The organism is Streptacidiphilus sp. PB12-B1b (assembly GCF_014084125.1).
Lineage (GTDB): Bacteria > Actinomycetota > Actinomycetes > Streptomycetales > Streptomycetaceae > Streptacidiphilus.
This window is the reverse complement of record NZ_CP048405.1, coordinates 7,350,027-7,372,686: the sequence shown is the minus strand read 5'-3', so window position 1 is coordinate 7,372,686 and position 22,660 is coordinate 7,350,027. Positions and strand designations below refer to the sequence as shown.

Annotated in this window: 16 protein-coding genes and 3 rRNA genes; 8 read left to right on the top strand and 11 right to left on the bottom strand. The window is 69.1% G+C overall.

Annotated features, from left to right (window positions below; translation table 11 throughout):
* The first annotated feature begins 228 nt into the window (after positions 1-228).
* The 3 genes from GXW83_RS32135 (at position 229) to rrf (ending at position 5,387) form a co-directional block, all read left to right on the top strand.
* Positions 229-1,747 (top strand): 16S ribosomal RNA (locus tag GXW83_RS32135).
* 310 nt (positions 1,748-2,057) lie between these two features.
* A 23S ribosomal RNA gene (locus tag GXW83_RS32130) occupies positions 2,058-5,182 on the top strand.
* Positions 5,183-5,270: 88 nt separating this feature from the next.
* Positions 5,271-5,387, top strand: a 5S ribosomal RNA gene (rrf, locus tag GXW83_RS32125).
* Together the 16S, 23S and 5S rRNA genes form the textbook arrangement of a ribosomal RNA operon.
* A 72-nt stretch (positions 5,388-5,459) precedes the next feature.
* On the opposite strand, the gene GXW83_RS32120 is transcribed toward rrf, so the two are convergent.
* The 8 genes from GXW83_RS32120 to GXW83_RS32085 form a co-directional block, all read right to left on the bottom strand.
* Positions 5,460-6,227: a phosphotransferase gene (locus tag GXW83_RS32120; RefSeq protein WP_182446512.1), complete on the bottom strand. Its 768-nt coding sequence runs from the start codon at positions 6,225-6,227 to the stop codon at positions 5,460-5,462.
* Between the two features lie 43 nt (positions 6,228-6,270).
* Positions 6,271-7,617 carry a glycerophosphoryl diester phosphodiesterase membrane domain-containing protein gene (locus GXW83_RS32115; RefSeq protein WP_182446511.1) on the bottom strand — a complete coding sequence of 449 codons (1,347 nt, stop codon included), beginning with the start codon at positions 7,615-7,617 and terminating at the stop codon, positions 6,271-6,273.
* Between the two features lie 76 nt (positions 7,618-7,693).
* Positions 7,694-9,817: a TraM recognition domain-containing protein gene (locus tag GXW83_RS35175; RefSeq protein ID WP_182446510.1), complete on the bottom strand. Its 2,124-nt coding sequence runs from the start codon at positions 9,815-9,817 to the stop codon at positions 7,694-7,696.
* Positions 9,817-11,175 (bottom strand): ATP-binding protein, encoded by a 1,359-nt coding sequence (locus GXW83_RS32105; protein ID WP_182446509.1) that lies wholly within the window; start codon positions 11,173-11,175, stop codon positions 9,817-9,819. Before GXW83_RS32105 ends, GXW83_RS35175 begins: the two co-directional genes overlap by 1 nt.
* A gap of 28 nt (positions 11,176-11,203) precedes the next feature.
* Positions 11,204-12,745, bottom strand: coding sequence for an SCO6880 family protein (locus tag GXW83_RS32100; RefSeq protein WP_182446508.1), 1,542 nt, complete (start codon positions 12,743-12,745; stop codon positions 11,204-11,206).
* Positions 12,742-13,830 (bottom strand): hypothetical protein, encoded by a 1,089-nt coding sequence (locus GXW83_RS32095; protein WP_370466829.1) that lies wholly within the window; start codon positions 13,828-13,830, stop codon positions 12,742-12,744. Before GXW83_RS32095 ends, GXW83_RS32100 begins: the two co-directional genes overlap by 4 nt.
* Before the next feature lie 204 nt (positions 13,831-14,034).
* Positions 14,035-14,859 (bottom strand): hypothetical protein, encoded by an 825-nt coding sequence (locus GXW83_RS32090; RefSeq protein ID WP_225447370.1) that lies wholly within the window; start codon positions 14,857-14,859, stop codon positions 14,035-14,037.
* 251 nt (positions 14,860-15,110) lie between these two features.
* The gene (locus tag GXW83_RS32085) at positions 15,111-15,419 is read right to left on the bottom strand and encodes a hypothetical protein (protein WP_182446507.1); all 309 of its coding nucleotides are present in this window, start codon (positions 15,417-15,419) and stop codon (positions 15,111-15,113) included.
* Between the two features lie 341 nt (positions 15,420-15,760).
* Here GXW83_RS32085 and GXW83_RS32080 point away from each other — a divergent pair, with 341 nt between their 5' ends.
* Positions 15,761-16,813 (top strand): bifunctional lytic transglycosylase/C40 family peptidase, encoded by a 1,053-nt coding sequence (locus tag GXW83_RS32080; RefSeq protein WP_182446506.1) that lies wholly within the window; start codon positions 15,761-15,763, stop codon positions 16,811-16,813.
* Positions 16,814-17,014: 201 nt separating this feature from the next.
* A complete protein-coding gene (locus GXW83_RS32075; RefSeq protein WP_225447369.1) occupies positions 17,015-17,755 on the top strand; it encodes a phosphatase PAP2 family protein in 741 nt (246 codons plus the stop codon).
* Between the two features lie 85 nt (positions 17,756-17,840).
* Here GXW83_RS32075 and GXW83_RS32070 read toward each other — a convergent pair whose 3' ends face one another.
* Entirely contained in the window at positions 17,841-19,469 is a 1,629-nt protein-coding gene (locus GXW83_RS32070; protein ID WP_182446505.1) for an FAD-binding oxidoreductase, read from the bottom strand.
* Between the two features lie 91 nt (positions 19,470-19,560).
* On the bottom strand, positions 19,561-19,947 hold the full coding sequence (locus tag GXW83_RS32065) for a hypothetical protein (protein WP_182447758.1): 387 nt from the start codon (positions 19,945-19,947) through the stop codon (positions 19,561-19,563).
* Positions 19,948-20,081: 134 nt separating this feature from the next.
* Here GXW83_RS32065 and GXW83_RS32060 point away from each other — a divergent pair, with 134 nt between their 5' ends.
* Positions 20,082-20,975, top strand: coding sequence for a hypothetical protein (locus tag GXW83_RS32060; protein WP_182446504.1), 894 nt, complete (start codon positions 20,082-20,084; stop codon positions 20,973-20,975).
* Between the two features lie 115 nt (positions 20,976-21,090).
* Complete coding sequence (locus GXW83_RS32055; RefSeq protein WP_182447757.1) at positions 21,091-21,336, top strand: hypothetical protein; 246 nt, start codon at positions 21,091-21,093, stop codon at positions 21,334-21,336.
* 96 nt (positions 21,337-21,432) lie between these two features.
* On the opposite strand, the gene GXW83_RS32050 is transcribed toward GXW83_RS32055, so the two are convergent.
* The gene (locus GXW83_RS32050; protein ID WP_182446503.1) at positions 21,433-21,771 is read right to left on the bottom strand and encodes a metal-sensitive transcriptional regulator; all 339 of its coding nucleotides are present in this window, start codon (positions 21,769-21,771) and stop codon (positions 21,433-21,435) included.
* A 263-nt stretch (positions 21,772-22,034) separates the two neighbouring features.
* Here GXW83_RS32050 and GXW83_RS32045 point away from each other — a divergent pair, with 263 nt between their 5' ends.
* Positions 22,035-22,655 carry a DUF47 domain-containing protein gene (locus GXW83_RS32045; protein ID WP_182446502.1) on the top strand — a complete coding sequence of 207 codons (621 nt, stop codon included), beginning with the start codon at positions 22,035-22,037 and terminating at the stop codon, positions 22,653-22,655.
* The last annotated feature ends 5 nt before the right edge of the window (positions 22,656-22,660 follow it).

Here is a 22,660-nt window from a genome sequence, read left to right as displayed (position 1 = left end):
CGAAGCGCCCGGAGAGACCGTTGAAAGGGTCTTGAAGGAAGCGTCCGTTCCTTGAGAACTCAACAGCGTGCCAAAAGTCAACGCCAGATATGTTGATACCCCGTCCGTTTTTTGGACGTGGTTCCTTTGATGCACAAAACACTAGCGAGGACGCAGTGCACGAGGTCGGCTGTTCCGCTGACTGTCGTGCCGCTCTTTCGCGGGTGTGCTCCGGATATCCGGAATACATTCACGGAGAGTTTGATCCTGGCTCAGGACGAACGCTGGCGGCGTGCTTAACACATGCAAGTCGAACGGTGAAGCCCTTCGGGGTGGATCAGTGGCGAACGGGTGAGTAACACGTGGGCAACCTGCCCCAGATTCTGGGACAACACCGGGAAACCGGTGCTAATACCGGATACGACGCATCTCCGCATGGGGTGTGCGTGGAAAGCTCCGGCGATCTGGGATGGGCCCGCGGCCTATCAGCTTGTTGGTGGGGTGATGGCCTACCAAGGCGACGACGGGTAGCCGGCCTGAGAGGGCGACCGGCCACACTGGGACTGAGACACGGCCCAGACTCCTACGGGAGGCAGCAGTGGGGAATATTGCACAATGGGCGAAAGCCTGATGCAGCGACGCCGCGTGAGGGATGACGGCCTTCGGGTTGTAAACCTCTTTCAGCAGGGAAGAAGCGCAAGTGACGGTACCTGCAGAAGAAGCACCGGCTAACTACGTGCCAGCAGCCGCGGTAATACGTAGGGTGCGAGCGTTGTCCGGAATTATTGGGCGTAAAGAGCTCGTAGGCGGCTTGTCGCGTCGGATGTGAAAGCCCGGGGCTTAACTCCGGGTCTGCATTCGATACGGGCAGGCTAGAGTGTGGTAGGGGAGATCGGAATTCCTGGTGTAGCGGTGAAATGCGCAGATATCAGGAGGAACACCGGTGGCGAAGGCGGATCTCTGGGCCATTACTGACGCTGAGGAGCGAAAGCGTGGGGAGCGAACAGGATTAGATACCCTGGTAGTCCACGCCGTAAACGTTGGGAACTAGGTGTGGGTCACATTCCACGTGGTCCGCGCCGCAGCTAACGCATTAAGTTCCCCGCCTGGGGAGTACGGCCGCAAGGCTAAAACTCAAAGGAATTGACGGGGGCCCGCACAAGCAGCGGAGCATGTGGCTTAATTCGACGCAACGCGAAGAACCTTACCAAGGCTTGACATATACCGGAAACGGCCAGAGATGGTCGCCCCCTTGTGGTCGGTATACAGGTGGTGCATGGTTGTCGTCAGCTCGTGTCGTGAGATGTTGGGTTAAGTCCCGCAACGAGCGCAACCCTCGTTCTGTGTTGCCAGCGGGTTATGCCGGGGACTCACAGGAGACTGCCGGGGTCAACTCGGAGGAAGGTGGGGACGACGTCAAATCATCATGCCCCTTATGTCTTGGGCTGCACACGTGCTACAATGGCCGGTACAATGAGCTGCGATACCGCGAGGTGGAGCGAATCTCAAAAAGCCGGTCTCAGTTCGGATTGGGGTCTGCAACTCGACCCCATGAAGTCGGAGTTGCTAGTAATCGCAGATCAGCATTGCTGCGGTGAATACGTTCCCGGGCCTTGTACACACCGCCCGTCACGTCACGAAAGTCGGTAACACCCGAAGCCGGTGGCCTAACCCGCAAGGGAAGGAGCTGTCGAAGGTGGGACCAGCGATTGGGACGAAGTCGTAACAAGGTAGCCGTACCGGAAGGTGCGGCTGGATCACCTCCTTTCTAAGGAGCACTTCTTACCGCCTCGGCGGTCAGAGGGCCATATCGTCAGCGCATGTCTGACGGTGGTTCGCTCATGGGTGGAACGTTGACTATTCGGCACGATCGGCTTGTCGCCGCTAGTACTGCATCTTTCGGGGTGCGTGGAACGCGGGGTCGGGTGGATCGGGTCGGGCACGTTGTTGGGTCCTGAGGGCACGGCCGTGAGGCTGGTCTTCAGCGCCGGCCCCAGTGAACTCCACGGCCTTCGGGTGTGGGGGTGATGGGTGGCTGGTCGTTGTTTGAGAACTGCACAGTGGACGCGAGCATCTGTGGCCAAGTTTTTAAGGGCGCACGGTGGATGCCTTGGCACTAGGAACCGATGAAGGACGTGGGAGGCCACGATAGGCCCCGGGGAGCTGTCAACCGAGCTTTGATCCGGGGGTGTCCGAATGGGGAAACCCGGCAGTCGTCATGGGCTGTCACCCGCTGCTGAACACATAGGCAGTGTGGAGGGAACGCGGGGAAGTGAAACATCTCAGTACCCGCAGGAAGAGAAAACAACCGTGATTCCGAGAGTAGTGGCGAGCGAAATCGGATGAGGCTAAACCGTTGTGGTGTGAGACCCGGCAGGGGTTGCCACTTCGGGGTCGTGGGAGAATTCTTGACCGGTCTGCCGGCCGGTCGGAGAGTCAGAAACCGTATGGGTAGTCGAAGGACATGCGAAAGGTCCGGCGTAGAGGGTAAGACCCCCGTAGACGAAACCTGTGCGGCTCTCTTGAGTTTTTCCCAAGTAGCACGGATCCCGTGAAACTCCGTGTGAATCTGGCGGGACCACCCGCTAAGCCTAAATATTCCCTAGTGACCGATAGCGGACAGTACCGTGAGGGAATGGTGAAAAGTACCGCGGGAGCGGAGTGAAATAGTACCTGAAACCGTGTGCCTACAAGCCGTGGGAGCGTCGCAGCGTGTGCTTGCACACAGCTGTCGTGACTGCGTGCCTTTTGAAGAATGAGCCTGCGAGTTTGCGGTGTGTTGCGAGGTTAACCCGTGTGGGGTAGCCGTAGCGAAAGCGAGTCCGAATAGGGCGGTTGAGTAGCGCGCCCAAGACCCGAAGCGGAGTGATCTAGCCATGGGCAGGTTGAAGCGCGGGTAAGACCGTGTGGAGGACCGAACCCACCAGGGTTGAAAACCTGGGGGATGACCTGTGGTTAGGGGTGAAAGGCCAATCAAACTCCGTGATAGCTGGTTCTCCCCGAAATGCATTTAGGTGCAGCGTCGTGTGTTTCTTGCCGGAGGTAGAGCACTGGATAGGCGATGGGCCCCACCGGGTTACTGACCTTAGCCAAACTCCGAATGCCGGTAAGTGAGAGCGCGGCAGTGAGACTGTGGGGGATAAGCTCCATGGTCGAGAGGGAAACAGCCCAGAACACCGGCTAAGGCCCCTAAGCGTGTGCTAAGTGGGAAAGGATGTGGAGTCGCAGAGACAACCAGGAGGTTGGCTTAGAAGCAGCCACCCTTTAAAGAGTGCGTAATAGCTCACTGGTCAAGTGATTCCGCGCCGACAATGTAGCGGGGCTCAAGTACACCGCCGAAGCCGTGTCATTGCAGTGTCAACTCCTAACGGGGGCTGTGATGGGTAGGGGAGCGTCGTGTGCCGGGTGAAGCGGCGGCGGAAGCCAGTCGTGGACGGTATACGAGTGAGAATGCAGGCATGAGTAGCGATACAAGAGTGGGAAACTCTTGCGCCGATTGACCAAGGGTTCCTGGGTCAAGCTGATCTGCCCAGGGTAAGTCGGGACCTAAGGCGAGGCCGACAGGCGTAGTCGATGGACAACGGGTTGATATTCCCGTACCCGCTTTGAAGCGCCAACGTCGAACCCGGTAATGCTAAGCCCGTGAAGCCGTCCCGGAGTCTTCGGACAAGGGGAAGTGGTGGAGCCGGTGAACCGAGCTGGTAGTAGGTGAGCGATGGGGTGACGCAGGAAGGTAGTCCAGCCCGGGCGGTGGTTGTCCCGGGGTAAGGGTGTAGGACGAACGGTAGGCAAATCCGCCGTTCACATAGTCTGAGACCTGATGCCGAGCCGATTGTGGTGAAGTGGATGATCCTATGCTGTCGAGAAAAGCCTCTAGCGAGTTTCATGGCGGCCCGTACCCCAAACCGACTCAGGTGGTCAGGTAGAGAATACCGAGGCGTTCGGGTGAACTATGGTTAAGGAACTCGGCAAAATGCCCCCGTAACTTCGGGAGAAGGGGGGCCGGTTGTGGTGATGGGGTTTACCTCCGGAGCTGTGGCCGGCCGCAGAGACCAGCGAGAAGCGACTGTTTACTAAAAACACAGGTCCGTGCGAAGCCGTAAGGCGATGTATACGGACTGACGCCTGCCCGGTGCTGGAACGTTAAGGGGACCGGTTAGCTGCACTTCGGTGTGGCGAGGCTGAGAACTTAAGCGCCAGTAAACGGCGGTGGTAACTATAACCATCCTAAGGTAGCGAAATTCCTTGTCGGGTAAGTTCCGACCTGCACGAATGGCGTAACGACTTCTCGACTGTCTCAACCATAGGCCCGGTGAAATTGCATTACGAGTAAAGATGCTCGTTTCGCGCAGCAGGACGGAAAGACCCCGGGACCTTTACTATAGCTTGATATTGGTGTTCGGTTCGGCTTGTGTAGGATAGGTGGGAGACTGTGAAGCGGCCACGCCAGTGGTTGTGGAGTCGTCGTTGAAATACCACTCTGGTCGTGCTGGATGTCTAACCTGGGTCCGTGATCCGGATCAGGGACAGTGTCTGGTGGGTAGTTTAACTGGGGCGGTTGCCTCCTAAAATGTAACGGAGGCGCCCAAAGGTTCCCTCAGCCTGGTTGGCAATCAGGTGTTGAGTGTAAGTGCACAAGGGAGCTTGACTGTGAGACCGACGGGTCGAGCAGGTGCGAAAGCAGGGACTAGTGATCCGGCGGTGGCTTGTGGAAGCGCCGTCGCTCAACGGATAAAAGGTACCCCGGGGATAACAGGCTGATCTTCCCCAAGAGTCCATATCGACGGGATGGTTTGGCACCTCGATGTCGGCTCGTCGCATCCTGGGGCTGGAGTAGGTCCCAAGGGTTGGGCTGTTCGCCCATTAAAGCGGTACGCGAGCTGGGTTTAGAACGTCGTGAGACAGTTCGGTCCCTATCCGCTGCGCGCGCAGGAGTCTTGAGAAGGGCTGTCCCTAGTACGAGAGGACCGGGACGGACGAACCTCTGGTGTGCCAGTTGTCCTGCCAAGGGCATGGCTGGTTGGCTACGTTCGGGAGGGATAACCGCTGAAAGCATCTAAGCGGGAAGCCTGCTTCGAGATGAGGACTCCCACCACCATCGAGTGGGTAAGGCTCCCAGTAGACGACTGGGTTGATAGGCCGGGTGTGGAAGCCCTGTGAGGGGTGGAGCTGACCGGTACTAATAGGCCGAGGGCTTGTCCATAGTTGCTACGCGTCCACTGTGTTGTTCTGAAGCAACGACCCCTTCCCGGGAGCGTCATGCCGGGGAGTGCGGGTCAACTTCATAGTGTTTCGGTGGTCATAGCGTGAGGGAAACGCCCGGTTACATTCCGAACCCGGAAGCTAAGCCTCATAGCGCCGATGGTACTGCAAGGGGGACCTTGTGGGAGAGTAGGACACCGCCGAACAACCTTTCGTGAAAGGCCCTCTGACCTCGAGTCAGAGGGCCTTTCCGCGTTTCCGGGCAGGTGCGCTCGGCTTCAGTCGGCGAGCTGGTCCGCATGGGCGGTGATGTATTCGGCGTCGGCCAGATAGCGGCGGTGATGGCCGTCGGCCAGGTGGCGGGCGAAGGCGAGGTTCCCGGCGGCGGCCCGCGTGGTCATGAAGTCCACCAGCGCGGTGAGCCGTTCGGCCACCGTCGCGGGCAGCAGCGCGCGGTGCTCGGCGCTGAGCCCGTACGCGTCGGCGAACAGCCGCAGTCTGCGGGCCTGCTCGGGCAGCGGCAGGGTGCCCTCGTCGGCGCCGGGGGCGTGCAGCGGGACAAAGCGGTAGGCGGTGTAGCTCGCGTCCCAGAGCCGTGGGCCCGGGTGGGCGGTGTCGAAGTCGATGAACGCCACCGGCAGGCCGTTACGGAAGACGCAGTTGTAGGTGGCCGCGTCCCCGTGACAGACCACCTCGACCGGCTCGCGGGACGGCAGCATCCACACGTCGTCCGGCCGGTGCGGGAAGTCGGCGGCGGCGTCGTGCAGGCCGCGCAGCAGCCGGGCGGCGGCGCGCAGGGCGTCGTCACTGCGGGCGTGGGCGGGCAGCGGGTAGTGGCCGACCTCGCCGTCGATGTAGGAGACGGTCTCCTCGTTGCCGTCCTCGCTGATGCCGAGGGCGCGCGGCGCGCCGGTGAAGCCCTGGGCGCGGAGGTGGTCCAGCAGCCGGTGCACGCTGGGCGTCCAGGGGCCGGCCGGGCGGGTGACGGTGTCGTCATGGCGCACGACATGGTTGACCCCGCCGACGAATTCGGTCTCCTCCTGCATGGAGTCGACGATAGCGGCGGGGCCGGTCCCTCGGGTCGGTCGGTCAGGCGGGCGGTGTGTCGTCGCTCGGGGAGGAATCCTGCGGCGGTTCGGCCGGGGCCGGCGGGGTCAGCGGCTCGGGCGCGACCGGCGGCGCGGGCGGCGCGGGCTGGTAGGCGGGCGGCCAGCCGGCGGGGGGCTGCTGTCCGGGCCAGCTGCCGTAGGGCTGCTGACCGGGCTGCGGCTGCCCGTAGGGGGCCGACTGTCCGTACGGCGTCGGCTGACCGTACGGGCCGGGCTGTCCGTACGGCCCGGGGCGGCCCGGCCAGCCGCCGTAGCCCGGCGGCGGGACGGGGACTGCCGCCAGGTCGATGCCGGCGTCCTCGGCGAGCTGCACGTCCAGGCTCTCCCGGCGGATCCGGCGGTCGATGTAGAGCAGGCCGTTGGTCAGCGGGGTCAGCGGCATCAGCACGACACCGGAGATGTACCCGGCCGCGAGCGTGCCGACGATGTACAGCCAGAGGCTGCCGAAGCTGGGCAGGTCGGAGACGCTCCACGGCTGGCCCGGCTGCGGGAACGTGGCCACCACGGGGCTGCTGGTCAGCAGCGAGACCGGGGCGCTGACCAGCTGGGTGACGAGCGAGCCCATGACCGACACCAGCAGGGTGATGCCCAGCGTGCGCCACCAGTGCCCCTGGTTGAGCCGCCAGGCCCGGGCGATCGCGGCGAACGGCCGCTGGTTCTCCAGGATGACGACCGGCAGGACCAGGGCCAGCCGGATGATCGCAAAGAGGAACCCGGCGTACGCGGCGATGACCAGCAGCATGCCGAGCAGTGCGCCCGCCGTGCCGAGCAGCGCGCCCAGGACAATGAACAGCACGGCCGCGACCGTCAGCCCGACCACGGCGCCTGCGGCGATCAGCAGCATCACGCCGAGCGTGCGCCACAGGTGCGGACGGGCCTCGGCCAGGACCTGCCGCATGGTGGCCGGGCGTCCGATCGCGGCGTGCCGCAGCACGGTGGTGGAGGTCAGCGAGGTGACGGCATAGCAGACGAAGACGCACAGGGTGAGCACCAGCAGGGCGCCCGCACCCAGCCCGAACAGCTCCATGCCCTGGTGCCTCGTCACCGTGTCCCGGTCGGCGATCTCCTGGTACACGTGGTGGAACGTGGAGTAGCACAGAGCGGTGTAGACGGCGGTGACGGCACCCGCAGCGAGGAAGATCAGCGCCAGCGGGCCGTAGATCGCCCAGAAGTACCGGCGGATGGTCCCGAAGATCCCATTGAGGATGTCGGCCAGGGTCAGGGGGTGCAGCGGTATGACGCCTGGCTTGGGTGCGAGGGGTACGTAGTTCCAGCCGCCGGGCCCCGGCCGCCCCGGCTGGCCGGGCCAACCCCCGTAGTTGCTCATGCTGCTCGTACTCGCTTCCCGCTGTCGCCGACACGGCGCGTTGATCACATCTGTGGCCCCCGAGAGTACGGGAGTGTCATGTGTTCGCGGCAGTCGGTTCGCCGGTTGCGGGCTCCGGCGGCAGGGAGAGGCGTTCGGCGGGGTGGCGCGGGCGGAGCAGCAGGAGTTCGCCGGCGGTCAGGGCGGGGGTGAGCTCGGCGTCCAGCTCGGCGGCCGGGCCGGTGGTCTCGGGCGGGCCGAACAGGGGCCCGGACGCCGGTCCCAGGACTCCCCGGGCGTCCGCGCTTGTCCACAGGCTGTGGACGGCCCGGTCGCCCCAGCGGGCCCGGGCCTGCTCGGGGGAGCGGAGTACGGCGACGGTGTTGATCCCGAGCGGGCCGCCCCGGGCCATCAGATCCGGCAGTCCGGGCAGCGGGGCGACGGCGGCGACGCTGTCCAGGACGCAGAGCAGTGGTGGGTCGAGCCGACCGGAGGATGACCGTACGGCCATGCGCCGGCCGAGCTCGGCCACGTCTTCCACAAGCGCGGTCAGGAGCGGCATCGCGCTGTGCGCTGAGCGGCTGACCCGGGACTCCTCCGCGCGGCCCGCCAGGTACAGCGTTCCCCGATTGCGCAGGAACGACTCCAGATCGAGGGCATCATGTGCCGACTCGGGCGTGCACGCCTTGAGGACGTGCAGATCGGAGAGGACGTCGAGGGCGGACAGCACCCGCTCCAGCGCCGCCTCGCGGACGTCGGTGGCGTTGGCGAGGACGGACTGCAGCTCGCCGCTCCAGCCCGGCGCGGCCGCGTGCGGATCGGCGGTGCGCAGGATGGTCACCGCCTCCTGCCGGGCCGTTCCGGCGGCCCAGCGCAGGACGTGCCGGAACGGGCGCCGGTCCAGGGCGGCAGCGTGCAGCCAGCAGCGCAGCAGGGTCTGGGCGGCCTCCTGGACGCCCTTCTCGCCGGGCGAGTTGCCCGGGCGCGTGGTCGGTGCGAGCAGGGCCCGGGCGCGGGCCAGCGCGACGGTCGGGTCCTCGCAGCGGTCGTGCGGGGCCCAGCGGACCCGCGTCTCGCTGTCGGCGTCGGTCAGCCGCAGGGGGTCGAACAGCCGGGCGTCGCGGTGCGCGGGCCGGGCCTCCCAGAGCGCCAGGTCGTCGCTGACGACCAGGACGGCCCCGGTGGCCTGGTCGACCGCCCGCCGCAGCAGCCGGCGCCTGGCCCCGGCGGACGCGGCGGGTTCGGGGGCCAGCAGGCAGACCGCGCCCGGCGGCAGTACCAGGGCCCGGCCGCCGGACCGGGTGCCGGGCGGGGAAGCCTTCGTCAGCGCCGTCGCCCCCGCAGGCACAGCCACGGGCGGCGGCGTGGACGGATCGGCGACGGGTACGGCGGGTCGCGCAGGGGCGGGCGCAGGCGGATGGGCGGGCGCGGGCACGGCGGGTGCGGCGTGGGCGCTGGGGGCCTCCCGGTCCGGTACCGGGCGCGGCGCGGGCACCTCGTACCCGGCCGGCCGCTCCGGAGCCGGGCCGGGCCCGGCGGCCGAGGGCGTCCCGTACGGGGGCGTCCCGTACGGGGGTGTCCGGTACCCGGGCGCGCCCGGCGCGGGCGCGGCCTGCCCGGCTGCCGGATACGGTCCTGCCGCCGGGTAGGGACCGGCCGCCCACGGGTCATCAAGCCCCGGCGGCTGCGGCTGCGGCTGCCGACCGGCGCGGGAGCGGTCACCCCGGCCACCGTCGGCCTGCTGCCGGTAGGGCTGCTGGTGCGGTTGCTGGTGCGGCTGGCCGTACGAGGGGTCGTACGGCGGCTCCTGGCGGGCCCTGGCCGCGGCGGTGGCGCGCCTCAGCCGGGTCCAGGCCGTGAGCATCGTCAGCATCAGCGCGATCAGCAGGGCCAGCAGCACGAAGAAGGTCGACCAGAAGGCCGTCGGCGAGGGCAGCTCGGCGGTGGGCGTCCCGGGCCAGGCCGCCACCAGCCGGTTGGGCTCGGTCGCCAGGACCCGGATCGCCGTGGGCGTGCCCTCGAACGGCAGCGGGTGCGGCAGGTGGCCGTGGCTGAACAGCCCGGCCAGCGCGGTCGCCGTCCACACCAGCACGGTGGTGCCCAGCAGGGTCGCCAGCAGCCCGACGATCGCCCCGTCCGGGATGCCGCGTCCGGGGGGCGGTGCCTGCGGCCCCCGACTCCGGGGGCCGTACGGGCGGGGGCCCGGTGCCTGTCCGACCATCAGGCAGCCGGGTCGTCGGCCAGATGTTGGGAGGCGCGGGTGCGTTCGATGATGGCGTCCTCCGTCATGGCCCGGTCGGTGAAGACGAGCGGGCGCTCCTGCTCCGTGATCAGGTGCTTGACGACCTGGACGTTGCCGTTGACGTCCCAGACCGCGATGCCCGGCGACAGCGTGGGGATGATCTCCACCGCCCAGCGCGGAAGCCCCAGCACCCGCCCGGTGGCCCGGGCCTCGTCTGCCTTCTGCATGTAGATGGTACGGGTGGAGGCCATCTTCAGGATCGCCGACGCCTCCTTGGCCGCAGCGCCGTCCACGACGTCCGAGAGGTGGTGGACGACGGCGATGAACGACAGGCCCAGGCGGCGGCCGAACTTCAGCAGCCGCTGGAACAGCTGAGCCACGAAGGGCGAGTTGATGATGTGCCAGGCCTCCTCCACCAGGAAGATCCGCTTCTTGCGGTCGGGCCTGATCCAGGTGTGCTCGAGCCATACTCCGACGATCGCCATCAGGATCGGCATGGCGATCGAGTTGCGGTCGATGTGCGACAGGTCGAAGACGATCAGCGGGGCGTCCAGGTCGATGTCGGTGGTGGTCGGCCCGTCGAACATGCCCCGCAGGTCGCCGTCGACCAGGCGGTCCAGCACCAGGGCCACGTCCAGGCCCCAGGTCTGGATGTCCGTCAGGGAGACCCCGAGCGGGTCGATGAAGTCGGTGTTCGGGGTGCGCAGCGTGTCGATGATGTCGGCCAGGACCGGCTGCCGGTCGGTGATGGTCGCGGTGATGTGCGCGTGCGCCGCCTTCAGCGCGAAGCCGGCGCGCTCGCCCAGGCCGCGGCCCATCGCCACCTCGACGATGGTGCGCAGCAGCGCCAGCTGGCCGGTGGTGGTGATCGCCGGGTCGAGCGGGTTGAGCTTCACCCCGCCGGCGAGGGCCGCCTGCGGGTCGAGCCGGACCGGAGTTATCCCCAGCGCGCGGGCGATCAGGTTCCACTCGCCGACGCCGTCCTCGCCCTGGGCGTCCAGGACGACGACCTGCCGGTCGCGGAACCGCAGCTGCCGCAGGACGTAGGTCTTCTCCAGCGCGGACTTGCCGTTGCCGGACTCGCCGAGGACCAGCCAGTGCGGCGCGGGCAGCTGCTGGCCGTAGAGCTGGAACGGGTCGTAGACGTAGCCCTTGCCGCTGTAGACCTCGCGTCCGATGATCACACCGGAGTCGCCGAGTCCCGGCGCCGCGGTCGGCAGGTACACGGCCTGCGCCTGTCCGGTCGAGGTGCGGACGGGCAGGCGCGTCGTCTCGTTCTTGCCGAACAGGAAGGCGCCGAAAGCGTCGGTCAGGCCGCCCACGGGTGCTGCTGCCATGCGATGCCTCCAGTGGGCGGGTCGGGGGTTAGCGGCGGATGCCGGTGGCGAAGGGGAGCGTGTTGACGAAGGCCCGGTGGTGCTCGCGGTCGCACCATTCGAGCTTCAGATAACTCTTACCCGCTGAGGCGCGGATTGTCCGCTTGTCCCGGGCAAGTGCCTCCGGCGTACGGGAGCTGACGGTGATGTAGCCGACGATGTTCACGCCCGCCGCGCCCGAGGCGAGATCCTCCCCGCGCTGGTCCACGCGCCCGCTGTGCGCCGCGTCGCGCGGGTCCACCGTGCGGTTCAGCTTCGCCTGCCGGCTGGCCTCGGCGTCGTCGTTGGTCTTCTCGGTCAGCATCCGCTCGATGGCGACGTCGGTCGGCTCCAGGTCCATGGTGACGCCCACGGTCCGGATCACGTCCGGGGTGTGGACCAGCAGCGGGGCCAGGAAGTTGACCCCGACCGGTGTCAGCGGCCACTCCTTGATCCAGGCGGTGGCGTGGCACCAGGGCTCCCGGGTGGCCGACTCGCGGGTCTTCGCCTGCAGGTAGTTGGGGTGGGTCGCGTCCAGCTCGGCGGGCCAGGCGTTCCGCTTGGACATGGCCTGCAGGTGGTCGATCTGGTGGTCCGGGTCGTACATGGAGTGCAGCAGCGAACTCAGCCGGGCCTGCCCCAGCGGCTGCCGCACCCGGATGTCGGCCTCGGCCAGTCGGGCGCAGATGTCGTTCAGTTCGCGCGACATGACCGCCGCCAGGCCCTCGTCGCCGCGCGCCCCGCGCCCGCTGTTGCGGCCCATGACGTGCGCCTCGGCGGCGAGGTCGCGGGTGTAGGGCATGCAGGCGACCAGGTAGGCGCGGTGCTGCTCGGACGAGGTCGAGACCATCGCCTGCAGCTGGTCGTACGAGTCCTTCAGCCACACCGGGGCGTCCGGGTCGCCGCGCCGGGCGACGTCCTTGGCGTGCGCGTCCGGGTCGGCCGGCAGGGTGCGGGCCAGGATCTGCAGCCGGGTGACGAAGCCGTCGCCGTTGGCGACGTGCTTCAGCAGCGTCCCGAAGCGTTCCACCAGCGACTCCTGGTCCTCCGAGTCGCGCAGCCCGACGCCGGGGCCCTCGATCTCGATGGCGGCGGTCACCGTGCGCCGGTTCAGGTGCATCAGGACGGCGACCTCGTCCGGGCCGAAGGGCGCGGCCAGCCAGCGGATCCGGCCGATCCCCGGCGGGGGGCCGATCTCGACCTCGCGCCCGTCCAGCCGGGTGCCGGCCTCGTGCACGTCCGACCGCCAGACGCCGTTGCCGCTGCGGACGGTGCGGCGGTAGGTGCGGTTGATCTCCGCCCACTTGTAGAAGGTCCGCTTGCGGTACGGCAGGTAGACGATGGCGAAGGCCAGCAGCGGGAACGCCAGCAGGCCGGCCAGCCGCAGCACCAGCACCTGCTGGATGGCGATGCCCCACAGCATCCCCAGGAAGGCGCCGAAGATGAGCAGGAAGACCTCCCCGCTCTCCCGGTTCTTCCCGATGACGGCGTTGGGCTTGGCCTTGCCGATCAGGTAGGTACGCCGGTAGCCCCCGACGGGTTGGGTGGTCAAGAGCGGCCTCCCTGGGCACTGGTGGAGCTGCTGTTACCGCTGCCGGCCGGGGCTGGAGCCTTGCTGCCGCCGGAGGACTGCACGGGCGGTGCGGGGGGCGCGGGCGCGGTGCGGGCCGCGTGCGCGGCGATCCCGGCACCGGCGCTGGCCGCGCCGCTGTTGCCGCCGCCGGAGCCGCCCGAGCCGCCGCCGGGCGAGTCCCCGCCGCGCCCGGCGTGGGTGCTGATGCCCTGCTTCATGAAGTTCGCCGGGCCGTTCAGCACCGCGGCGCCGGCGCTCACCGCGCTGGAGCGCTGGCGGCGCATCGCCGCCATCTCGTCGCCGAAGCCCGGGACGAAGCGGTAGATGGCGCTGCTGGCGAAGATCGACAGGATCAGGATGGCCACGCCCGACATGACCGTCGAGAAGGCGTCGTTCGCCCCGGCGTTGGAGGCGATGGCGCCGGCCAGGCCCAGGACGATCACGATCACCGGCTTGATCAGGTCCACCGCCACCATGACGCCCGCCCAGCGGCGGACGTGCTTCCACAGCTGCTTGTCGACCAGGCCGGCGTAGACGGCGGTGCCGAGGAGCGCGCCGACGTAGAGCATGGCGGCGCGGATCAGCATCTCGATCCACAGGACGGCGGCGGCGAGGATCGCCACCAGCGACACCAGGACCAGGATGATCGGGCCGCCGCCGAGGTTGCCGCCGGTCAGGGCGGAGGCGAAGGAGCCCAGATAGCTGGTGGTGTCGGTCTTCGTGCCGGAGGCGATGGCGGCGGTGATGCCGTCGGTGGCGCTGACGACGGTGTAGAGGATCAGCGGGGTGAAGGCGGAGGCGATCACGGTCAGCCACAGGAAGCCGATGGCCTCGCCGATGGCCTGGTGGAAGGGGACGCCGCGGGCGGCGCGTTTCGCCACCGCGAGGAGCCAGAGGATCAGGGTGAGGAAGGTGGAGGCGCCGAAGACCACCGCGTAGGTGCGCAGGAAGCTCGGGTCGGTGAAGTTCACGTTCGTGGTCGCGTTGATCCCCGCGGAGAGCTTGCGGATCACCCAGGCGGCGGCGGTGGCGCAGGCGCTCGCCAGGGACTGGAGAGGATCCACCGACGACGGCAGAATCCCCCCGGTCCCGGGGGGGAGCCGGAGGTTCCGTGCTCGCAGATGACCTTGCCGGGGCCGACCAGGCCGGTGCAGTTGTTCGCGCTGGGGCTGGGGGACGGAGCGCCGAAGGCCGTGCCGGCCATCAGCAGCGCGGTGAACTGCACGCAGGAGAGGGCTCCCGCGAGTAGCCCGACCCGGGTGGGGAACCTAGCGGGCATAGCGGAACCCTCCGAACTGGTTGACCGCACCGGCGATTGCGTTGGCAGATGACACCTGCTGGCTGGCGCCGATCGGCGCCGGTCCGTCGAAGGAGGAGTAGCTGGCGATCTTCCAATCGCCGCCGATCCAGGCCAGGTGCATCGTCAGGGTGTACCAGTACTCGGCGACAGGCTGCGTGGAGCCGGTCCCGGCAAGGCCGCCGAGCTGGTCGCTCCATACCTCGACGGTTGCGGTGTCGCCGTTGTAGCTGTCCGCCTTGACCCCGGCCGGCAGCGGTCGGCTGACGAGGGTGAGACCGGGACGGGCGACGCCGTCGGTCAGCCCGAGGGTCTTGTTCAGATTGCCGTACTGCGTGTCCGTGGTCGCTTCGAGCTGTGCCACTGCCGACGGGTCGATGACGGTCTGCAGGATGCTGTGGCGGCTCGCTGTCGCGTACATCTGGCTGGAGCCGAGGGCGACGCTGTAGTTGACCGCGGCGGACTGTGCCCCCTCGGAGGTGTGGGGGTAGCCGGTGGCGATGCCGTCCTGGGAGGTGGTCACCGGCTGGGCCCCGGTCGGGGCGGTCGCGGACGCCTTCGCGGCGCTGCCGGAGCCCGGGCCCGCGGCGGAGCCGGCTCCGCCGGTGGTCCCGCCCGCCTGGGTGCTGCTCCCGCTGGTGCGGTTGACCACCGCGATCACCACCAGCAGCAGCACCACCGCCCCCAGGACCGCCCCGAGCGTGCGCAGGGGGTGCCGTCCCGGTGCCGCCTCGGGCGGCGCTTCGCCCGCCGGGTAGCGGGTACGCGTGTGCGGCTGGTCGTCAGGCACGGACACGACAGCCCCCTTGGGACGAGGGTGAGCAGGACGGACGGGACTCGGACGGCGCTGCGGGCAGCACAGGGTGAAAGGGTGTCACCGAAGCGGCGGCTCGTGGGGAGAGCGTGACCGATCCGGTACGCACGACGGACACGACGGACAGGGCGGGGTGCCGGTCCGGACGCTCCGCGGGTGGGACCTGCCGGGCGGTACGGACCTGCTGGGCGGGACGGCGGCGGGCCGGGTGCCCGAACCATCCAGACGAATAATCAGATCGCCATCCCATACACAATGGTGAACAACGTACCGAGCGATCCGATGATGAACACGCCGGTGAGACCGGCGATGATCAGACCCTTGCCCTGCTCGGCGCTGAAGGTGTCCCGCAGCGCCGTCGCGCCGATCCGCTGCTTGGCCGCGCCCCAGATGGCGATGGCGAGGCAGCCGAGGATGGCGACGGCCATGACGACCTCCACCATCGTCCTGGCCTCCGTGCCCAGGCTGGCGAAGGGGCCCCAGTTGGGGGCGATGCCTCCGATGATGGTGCTGATGTCGTTCTTGTTCGCGCTGAGATACATAGGAACCACCCACCTGATCATCTATCAAAGCCCAGCACCCGGCCGTGGTGTAGGGCCCAGTCCTATTCTTGGCCAGAACCGAAGTCGACTTGGCCACTTTCCCAAGGATCGCCACTGAGTGATAGGCCACAGGTGCCACCATGGGACCTCATGGAGCCTGGAGCCGCTCGGATGAGACTACCGCTTACTCTGTGTATCGCAGCTGATTGCACTGGGCAACGCCTGGGTCCAGACTCTATGAGGGCAATCGCAAATCCCTTCGGACGAGGCAGGTGGCACATGCGTTCGACCTGTACTGCCATGGTGCGCGCCGCCGCTGACGCCCGTTCGGCCGGCCGCTGATGGCGGGGCGGCGGACCTGGATCGCGCTGGGCTCGGGCGGCGCCGCGGTCGCCGGGTTCCTGGCGCTGGTGGTGGTGGGGACGTACGCCGCCGCCGGCTCCATCCTCCAGGGCCAGCAGCAGAGCGCCGCCGCCCTGCAGCTCGCCCCGGGCACCGTCCCGGCCGCCTACGCCTCGATCATCCAGCAGTGGGGCACCCTGTGCCCGCAGCTGACGCCGCCGCTGCTCGCCGCGCAGATGTACCAGGAGAGCGGCTTCAACCCGCAGGCCGTCAGCCCCGTGGGCGCCCAGGGCATCGCCCAGTTCATGCCCGCGACCTGGGCGGTCTACGGCATGGACCCCACCCATGCGCACGCCTCGCCGGACGTCTGGGATCCGGCGGACGCCATCCCCTCCGCCGCCACCTACGACTGCCAGCTGGCCAAGGACACCAAGAACGTCCCCGGCAACGCCACCGCCAACATGCTGGCCGCCTACAACGCCGGGCCCTACGCGGTGATAAGCGCCGACGGCATCCCGGCCTACGCCCAGACCGAGGACTACGTCACCTCCATCAACAAGCTGGCCCAGTCCTTCGCCGCGGCCACCCCCATCGCCTTCTCCGAGCAGGCCGCCGGGGCCATCTACTACGCCCAGGCGCGGCTCGGGACTCCTTATCTGTGGGGCGGCGAGGGCCTGGCCTCGCAGAACTACGAGTTCGACTGCTCCGGGCTGACCCAGGCGGCGTACGCCAGCGTGGGGATCGCCATCCCGCGCGTGGCCGCCGACCAGTGGTACGCCGGCCCGCACCCCTCGCGCAGCCAGCTGCAACCCGGCGACCTGGTGTTCTTCTCGACCGATCCGAACGACCCCAGCAAGATCCACCACGTCGGCATCTACGTCGGCGGCGGCATGATGATCGACGCCCCGCACACCGGCTCGGTCATCCGCTACGACTCCATCGACGCCGAGGGCGACTACTTCGGCGCCACCCGGGTGACGGCCGGTGGCGCGGCCGCCCTGCCGACCCTGCAGCCGGGCGGCGGAATCGCCAACGGGGGCTCCCTGTCCTGAAGGTGACGGATCGGTGCCGGAAGGGGCGCGGGCTTGTGGCGGAGCGGTGATCGAAGCGTCACGTTCCCATAACTTCCTCCGCGGGCGGAACAGTTTGGGTGATTCGTTCCGTTGTGCACCTTGTCAGGGGAGGACACTTGATCGTGCCGTACCGGAATCCCGGCGGCCGGGGGCCTGGTTGGCGACAGTGGGAGGTGTGGCGTGGCAACGCTGCTGGCGGATGGTAGCGGTGCGATCAGCAGCGGCTCGATCGACTGGACGCTGGTCTCCGGCATCAACGGGCTGGCCCGCGACCTCCCCTCCTGGCTGGACTCCGCGCTGAGCTTCCTCGGCGAGTACGGGGTGCCGCTGGCGTCCGTGCTGATGATCGCCGTCGCCTGGGGCTGGGCCCGCCGCAGACCCGACGCCCCCGCCGCCGTCGCCGGAGTGCTCTGGGCCGGGCTGGCCTCCGGGCTCGCCCTGGTGCTGAACATCCCGGTCCGGGGCCTGGTCCAGCGGCAGCGGCCGTTCGTCGCCCACCCCGGCCAGCTGGACCTGCTGACCAACCATCAGGCCAACGGCTCCTTCGCCAGCGACCACGCGACCTTCACCATGGCGGTCGCCGTCGGCCTGCTGCTGGTCAACCGCCGGTTCGGGCTGATCGCGGGCGGCCTGGCCGCCGTCGAGGGCTTCCTGCGGGTCTTCATGGGCGTGCACTACCCGACCGACGTCGTCGGCGGCTACGCCCTGGGCACCGCCACCGTGCTGCTGCTCGCGCCGCTGGCCATGGCCGTGCTCGTCCCGCTGGTCCGCTCGGCGGCTCGCACCGGCGCCGGGCCGCTGATCGCGGCGTCCCCCCGGCGCGGCTCCCGGCGCACCGACCGCCGGGGGGACGCCCTCCCGCCGCTGTACGGGCAGCGGGACGGCGCCGACCACGACGGCGACCGGGACCTGGCCGCCTGAGCCGCAGGCCGGGCCCGGTCGGCCACGGCCCGGGCCGTCCCCGGTCAACCGCCCCGGCCCCAGCCGCTCCGGTCAACCGCCCCGGTCAGCCGACCGGGATGCTCTGCGGGAAGTGGAACAGGTTCCCCGGGTCGTAGGTCCGCTTGACCGACTGCAGCCGGGCCGCGTTGCTGCCGTAGTACGCCTGCTCCCAGCCGGTCAGCCGGGGGTCGACGTAGTTCTGGTACGCCTCGCCGCTCGCGTACGGGCGCATCGCCGACCAGACCCCGTCCAGCCAGGACCAGGAGCGGTCGGCGGCGGTGCCGCCGGTGACGCCGGCGGGGTAGTTGGCGGTGTACTGGGCGGTGAACAGCCCGCTGCGGTGCACGAAGGCGGTGGCGTTCCGGCCGACCCGGTTGATCGCCCCGCCGAGGGCGTCGAAGGCGACGCCCGCGCTGCCGCCGACCGGGCCGGTGCGCGGGTAGCGCTCGATCGCCGCGACCAGGGCGGCCGCCCCGGCGCTGCTGATCGGCTGGTTGAAGATGTCGGAGCGCGCGCCGTACGACTCGCGGGTGACCCGCCCGGCCGGGTTCTGCCCGGGCAGCGAGCCCGGCAGGTGCGCCGCCGCCTGCGACCAGCCCGAGACCCCGGCCATGACCTGCATGGTCTGCAGGTACGGGGCGGTGTGCACGGAGACCGAGGAGGGGGCGGTGCCGAGCCGGTCGATCAGGTTGCGCAGCTCGGACTCGGGGCCGAGGTAGTTGACCGTGGTGCCCAGCTGGTACTGCCCGTTGGCCCAGACCAGCAGGTGCAGATCGGCCCACATGGCGTCCGGCGCGCTCGGGGCCCACGCCTGCCAGGAGCGGATCACCTGCGCGGCCTTGGACCACGGCCAGGACAGGAAGGCGTAGGAGCACTGGGGCGCGGCGTGCGTGGTGAAGTCGAGCGAGGTGACGACGCCGAAGTTGCCGCCGCCACCGCCGCGCAGCGCCCACAGCAGGTCGGCGTCCCTGCCCGCGCTGACCTGGCGGATGCTGCCGTCCGCGGTGACCACCTCGGCGCCGGTGAGGCTGTCGCAGGTCAGCCCGTACGCGCGGCCGGTGACGCCGATGCCGCCGCCGAGGGTGAGGCCGGTCACGCCCACGGTCGGGCAGGAGCCCGCCGGGATGGTCACGCCGTGCCCGGCGAGGCCGGTGTACACGTCGATGAGCCGGGCGCCGGCGCCTATGGTGGCGTGGCCGGAGGAGGCGCTGACCCCGGAGAGCCGGCTGACGTCCAGCACCAGGCCGCTGCCGGAGGACCAGCCCGCGTAGCTGTGGCCGCCGCAGCGGGCAGCCACCGGCAGCCGGTAGGTGCGGGCGAAGGCCAGGGCGGTGGCCACGTCGTGCGCGTTGTCCACGTAGACCACGCCGCTGGGCGCCAGCGCGTCGTACTGCGGCTGGAACAGCTTGCGGGCGTTGTTGTAGCGGCTGTCGCCGGGGCGCAGCAGCAGGCCGTCCAGGTCCTTGTTGAGCGCGGCCCAGTCGGCGGCCTTGGGCGGGCCGGGGGTGGCGGTCATGGAGGTGCTGCGGCTCACCGAGGCCGCTGCGGGCGAGGAGACCGTGCCGGCGCCCGCGCCGGAGGCCGAGGCGCCGGCCTGCTTGGCGCCGGTGCAGGCGGTGAGCCCGGCGGCGGCCGCAGTCAGGACGCCTGCGCCGCGCAGGACCGTCCGTCGAGACGTGATCTTTTCGCCCATGTGTTCCATCCTCGACCGGAGCGGTGTCGTCGTGTACGGGAGGAGACGGCGGCGGACGCCCCTCCGGTTTCATGCTGCGCGCTGAGTCAGGTCACAGTCCGGGCTCAGCCCGCCCGATGCTCGGGGCGTGGCCGGGGCCGGGGGCATGGTCGGGGGCGTGGTCCGAGGTGTGGTCGGCCGGGTGGGCGGAGGCGTCCCGGCGGGACTTGTCCCGGGAGCGGCGGGCGGGCGCGGACCAGCCGCAGGCGCAGCGCGCGGTGCTGAACGATCCGGCCTCGGTGATGAAGGTCTCATGCTGTGGGCCGCTCGGCTCGGCCGCGGCCGAGAGGTCGGCGCCGCTCGGCGAGGGTTGGGCGGTCGGCGCGGAGGGGGTGGTCGGCGCGGAGGGGGTGGTCGGCGGGTAGGGCAGGGTCGCGGCGGCGCACGGGTACGGGGAGGAATCCATGGTTCCGCACCGGGGCGCCTGGTAGCTGTCCACGTCGTTCACGGTAACCCGGATGGCCCAGGGAGCGCGCGCCCCCCAACGCCGTAACCGCCGCTACCGGCGGTCGTTGTCCAGGGGGAGCCCGCCAGTGGGCGTGTGTCCGAGGGCCTTGAGGGAGATGTGTGTCCGTGCTGAATCGTGAGTCCGGCTCTCGCACAGGGGTGCGTTCGGTGCTGCTGGCCGCCGCCGCCGCGGCGGCCCTGACCGGTGCGCTGACGGGCTGCTCCGGCTCGGGCAGCGGATCGTCCGGCTCCGCCGTCTCCTCGGCCGATCAGGCCGTGAACTCCTCCGACGCGCTCTCCTCCGACCCGCTGACCGCCGTCCGCTCCGCCGCCGACATCACCGGCCGCTCGGGCTACGTGCAGGACGCCACCGCGCTGACGACGGTCTCCGGGGCGAAGCGGATGACGCTGCACGGCACGGCACAGTACGACTACACCACCCGGCTGGGCCGGATGGCCATCACCATCCCGCCCGGTGAGGGCACCACCGGCAAGCTCACCGAGGTCTTCGCCCCGGGCGTGGTGTACATGCAGAACAGCGGGGCCAAGGTCCCGGCCGGGAAGTGGATCGAGGTCAACCTGCAGGAGCTGGCCGACGGCAACCTGGTGAGCAGCGGCGCCACCGACCCGGCCTCGGCCGCCAACGCGCTGCGCGGCGCGCAGACGGCGGTGGCGGCGGGCACGCAGACGGTCGACGGGGTGGTCCTGAAGCACTACACCGGGACGCTCGACCTGGCCCAGGCGGCGGCCGAGACCGGCGGCGGCGCCGGGACCGGGCTGACCCTGGCCGCCCGGACCTTCACCGTGAAGAAGGTGCCGTACCAGCTGTGGCTGGACCAGCGCGGGCAGATCCGCAAGATCGTCGAGACCTTCACCTTCAGCAAGGTCCCGGGCTCCACCGCCGCGAAGGATCAGGAGGTGGTGGTCTCCACCAGCGAGTTCTCCGACTACGGGACTCCGGTGACGATCAGTCTGCCGCCGTCGGCGGACATCTACGGGGGTCAGTCGACGGCCAAGTAGTACCCGATCGGGGGGCTGGGAAATGGCCCAGACGTGCCATGCCAGCCCCTTGCGCGCTGCCTACTCTGGAGGCAGTCGAAGTCGACTGCCCGACGTTGACGAGGAGGTGGTGCGTGTGGCCGCGCACGACCCGGTGGCCCTCGCGGAGATCGACCTCTACGGCGAGCTGATGATCGCCGCCGCGGCTACCCCGTTCGAACGGCTTCCGGCGGACCTGATCGACAAGGTGCTGCGCGTGGTCCACGGCCCCGACCGCCGCGCGGAGCGGCGCGCGGACCGCTGCTCCGAGCACGGCCCCGATCGGCGGCACGGCCTCGCCGAGGCCAAGGTCCCGCCGCAGGGCACCGGCCCGGACGCCTGAGCCGGGCCCGGACAGCCGTACCGGCCGGGCCGCGCATGTCATGTACCGGCCGGGTCCGCGCGGCCGGGCCGGTCGGCCGCGGGGCTCAGGTCGGGTTCAGGTCCGCAGCAGCCGGGCGATGGCCGCCGTCGCCTCCGCGATCTTGTCGTCCGCCTCGGGGCCGCCCTCGGTGACCGCGTCCGCGACGCAGTGCCGCAGGTGCTCCTCCAGCAGGCTGAGCGCGAACGCCTGCAGCGCCTTGGTGCTGGCGGACACCTGGGTGAGGATGTCGATGCAGTAGACGTCCTCCTCCACCATCCGCTGGAGCCCCCGGACCTGGCCCTCGATCCGGCGCAGCCGCTTCACGTGCGCCTCGCGCTGCGGGCTGTAGCCGTGCGGCCCGGGCGGCGAGGCCGGTGCCGGCGCCTCCGGTTGCGGTTTCTCCACTGCCTCCATTGCCTCCACCCTGTCCATCGTATGGCGCTCCGGGACGGCCCGCGGGGTCCGTGGCGGAGTCGTGAATACTACTCAGGGCCGGGGGCAGCCTTCCGGGCGTCCTTCCGTCACACTGATGGGGCACAGTCTCCGAGCCGCACGTCGATCGGGCGTGCGCAAGGATAAGCGCAGGCAAGGGTGGATACGCTGCCCCCCGGCACGCGGAGTCACTGCACGCAGCGCCTAGCATCGACTCGTCCGCACCCTGTACTTCGGAGATCTTTGTGCGAATTCGTCTGACCCCCCGGGAGACGAGCTTCTATGACATGTTCGCTTCCTCGGCGGCGAACCTTGTCACGGGCTCGAACCTCCTGCTGGAGCTGCTCGGTGCAGATGTCGCCGCACGCCCCGACCTGGCCGAGCGCATGCGTGCCGCCGAGCATGCGGGCGACGACATCACCCATGCCATCTTCCACCAGCTGAACTCGTCCTTCATCACGCCCTTCGACCGGGAGGACATCTACAGCCTGGCGTCGTCCCTGGACGACGTCATGGACTTCATGGAGGAGGCCGTCGACCTGGTCGTCCTCTATGAGATCGAGACCCTGCCGCAGGGCATCGAACAGCAGATCGAGGTGCTGGCGCGGGCGGCGGAGCTGACCGCCGCGGCCATGCCGAACCTGCGCACCATGGACAACCTCACCGAGTACTGGATCGAGGTCAACCGGCTGGAGAACCAGGCGGACCAGATCCACCGGAAGCTCCTGGCGCACCTGTTCAGCGGTGCCTACGAGGCGATCGAGGTGCTGAAGCTCAAGCAGGTCGTCGACGTGCTGGAGGAAGCAGCCGACGCGTTCGAACATGTGGCGAACACGGTGGAGACCATCGCCGTCAAGGAGTCCTGAGCTAC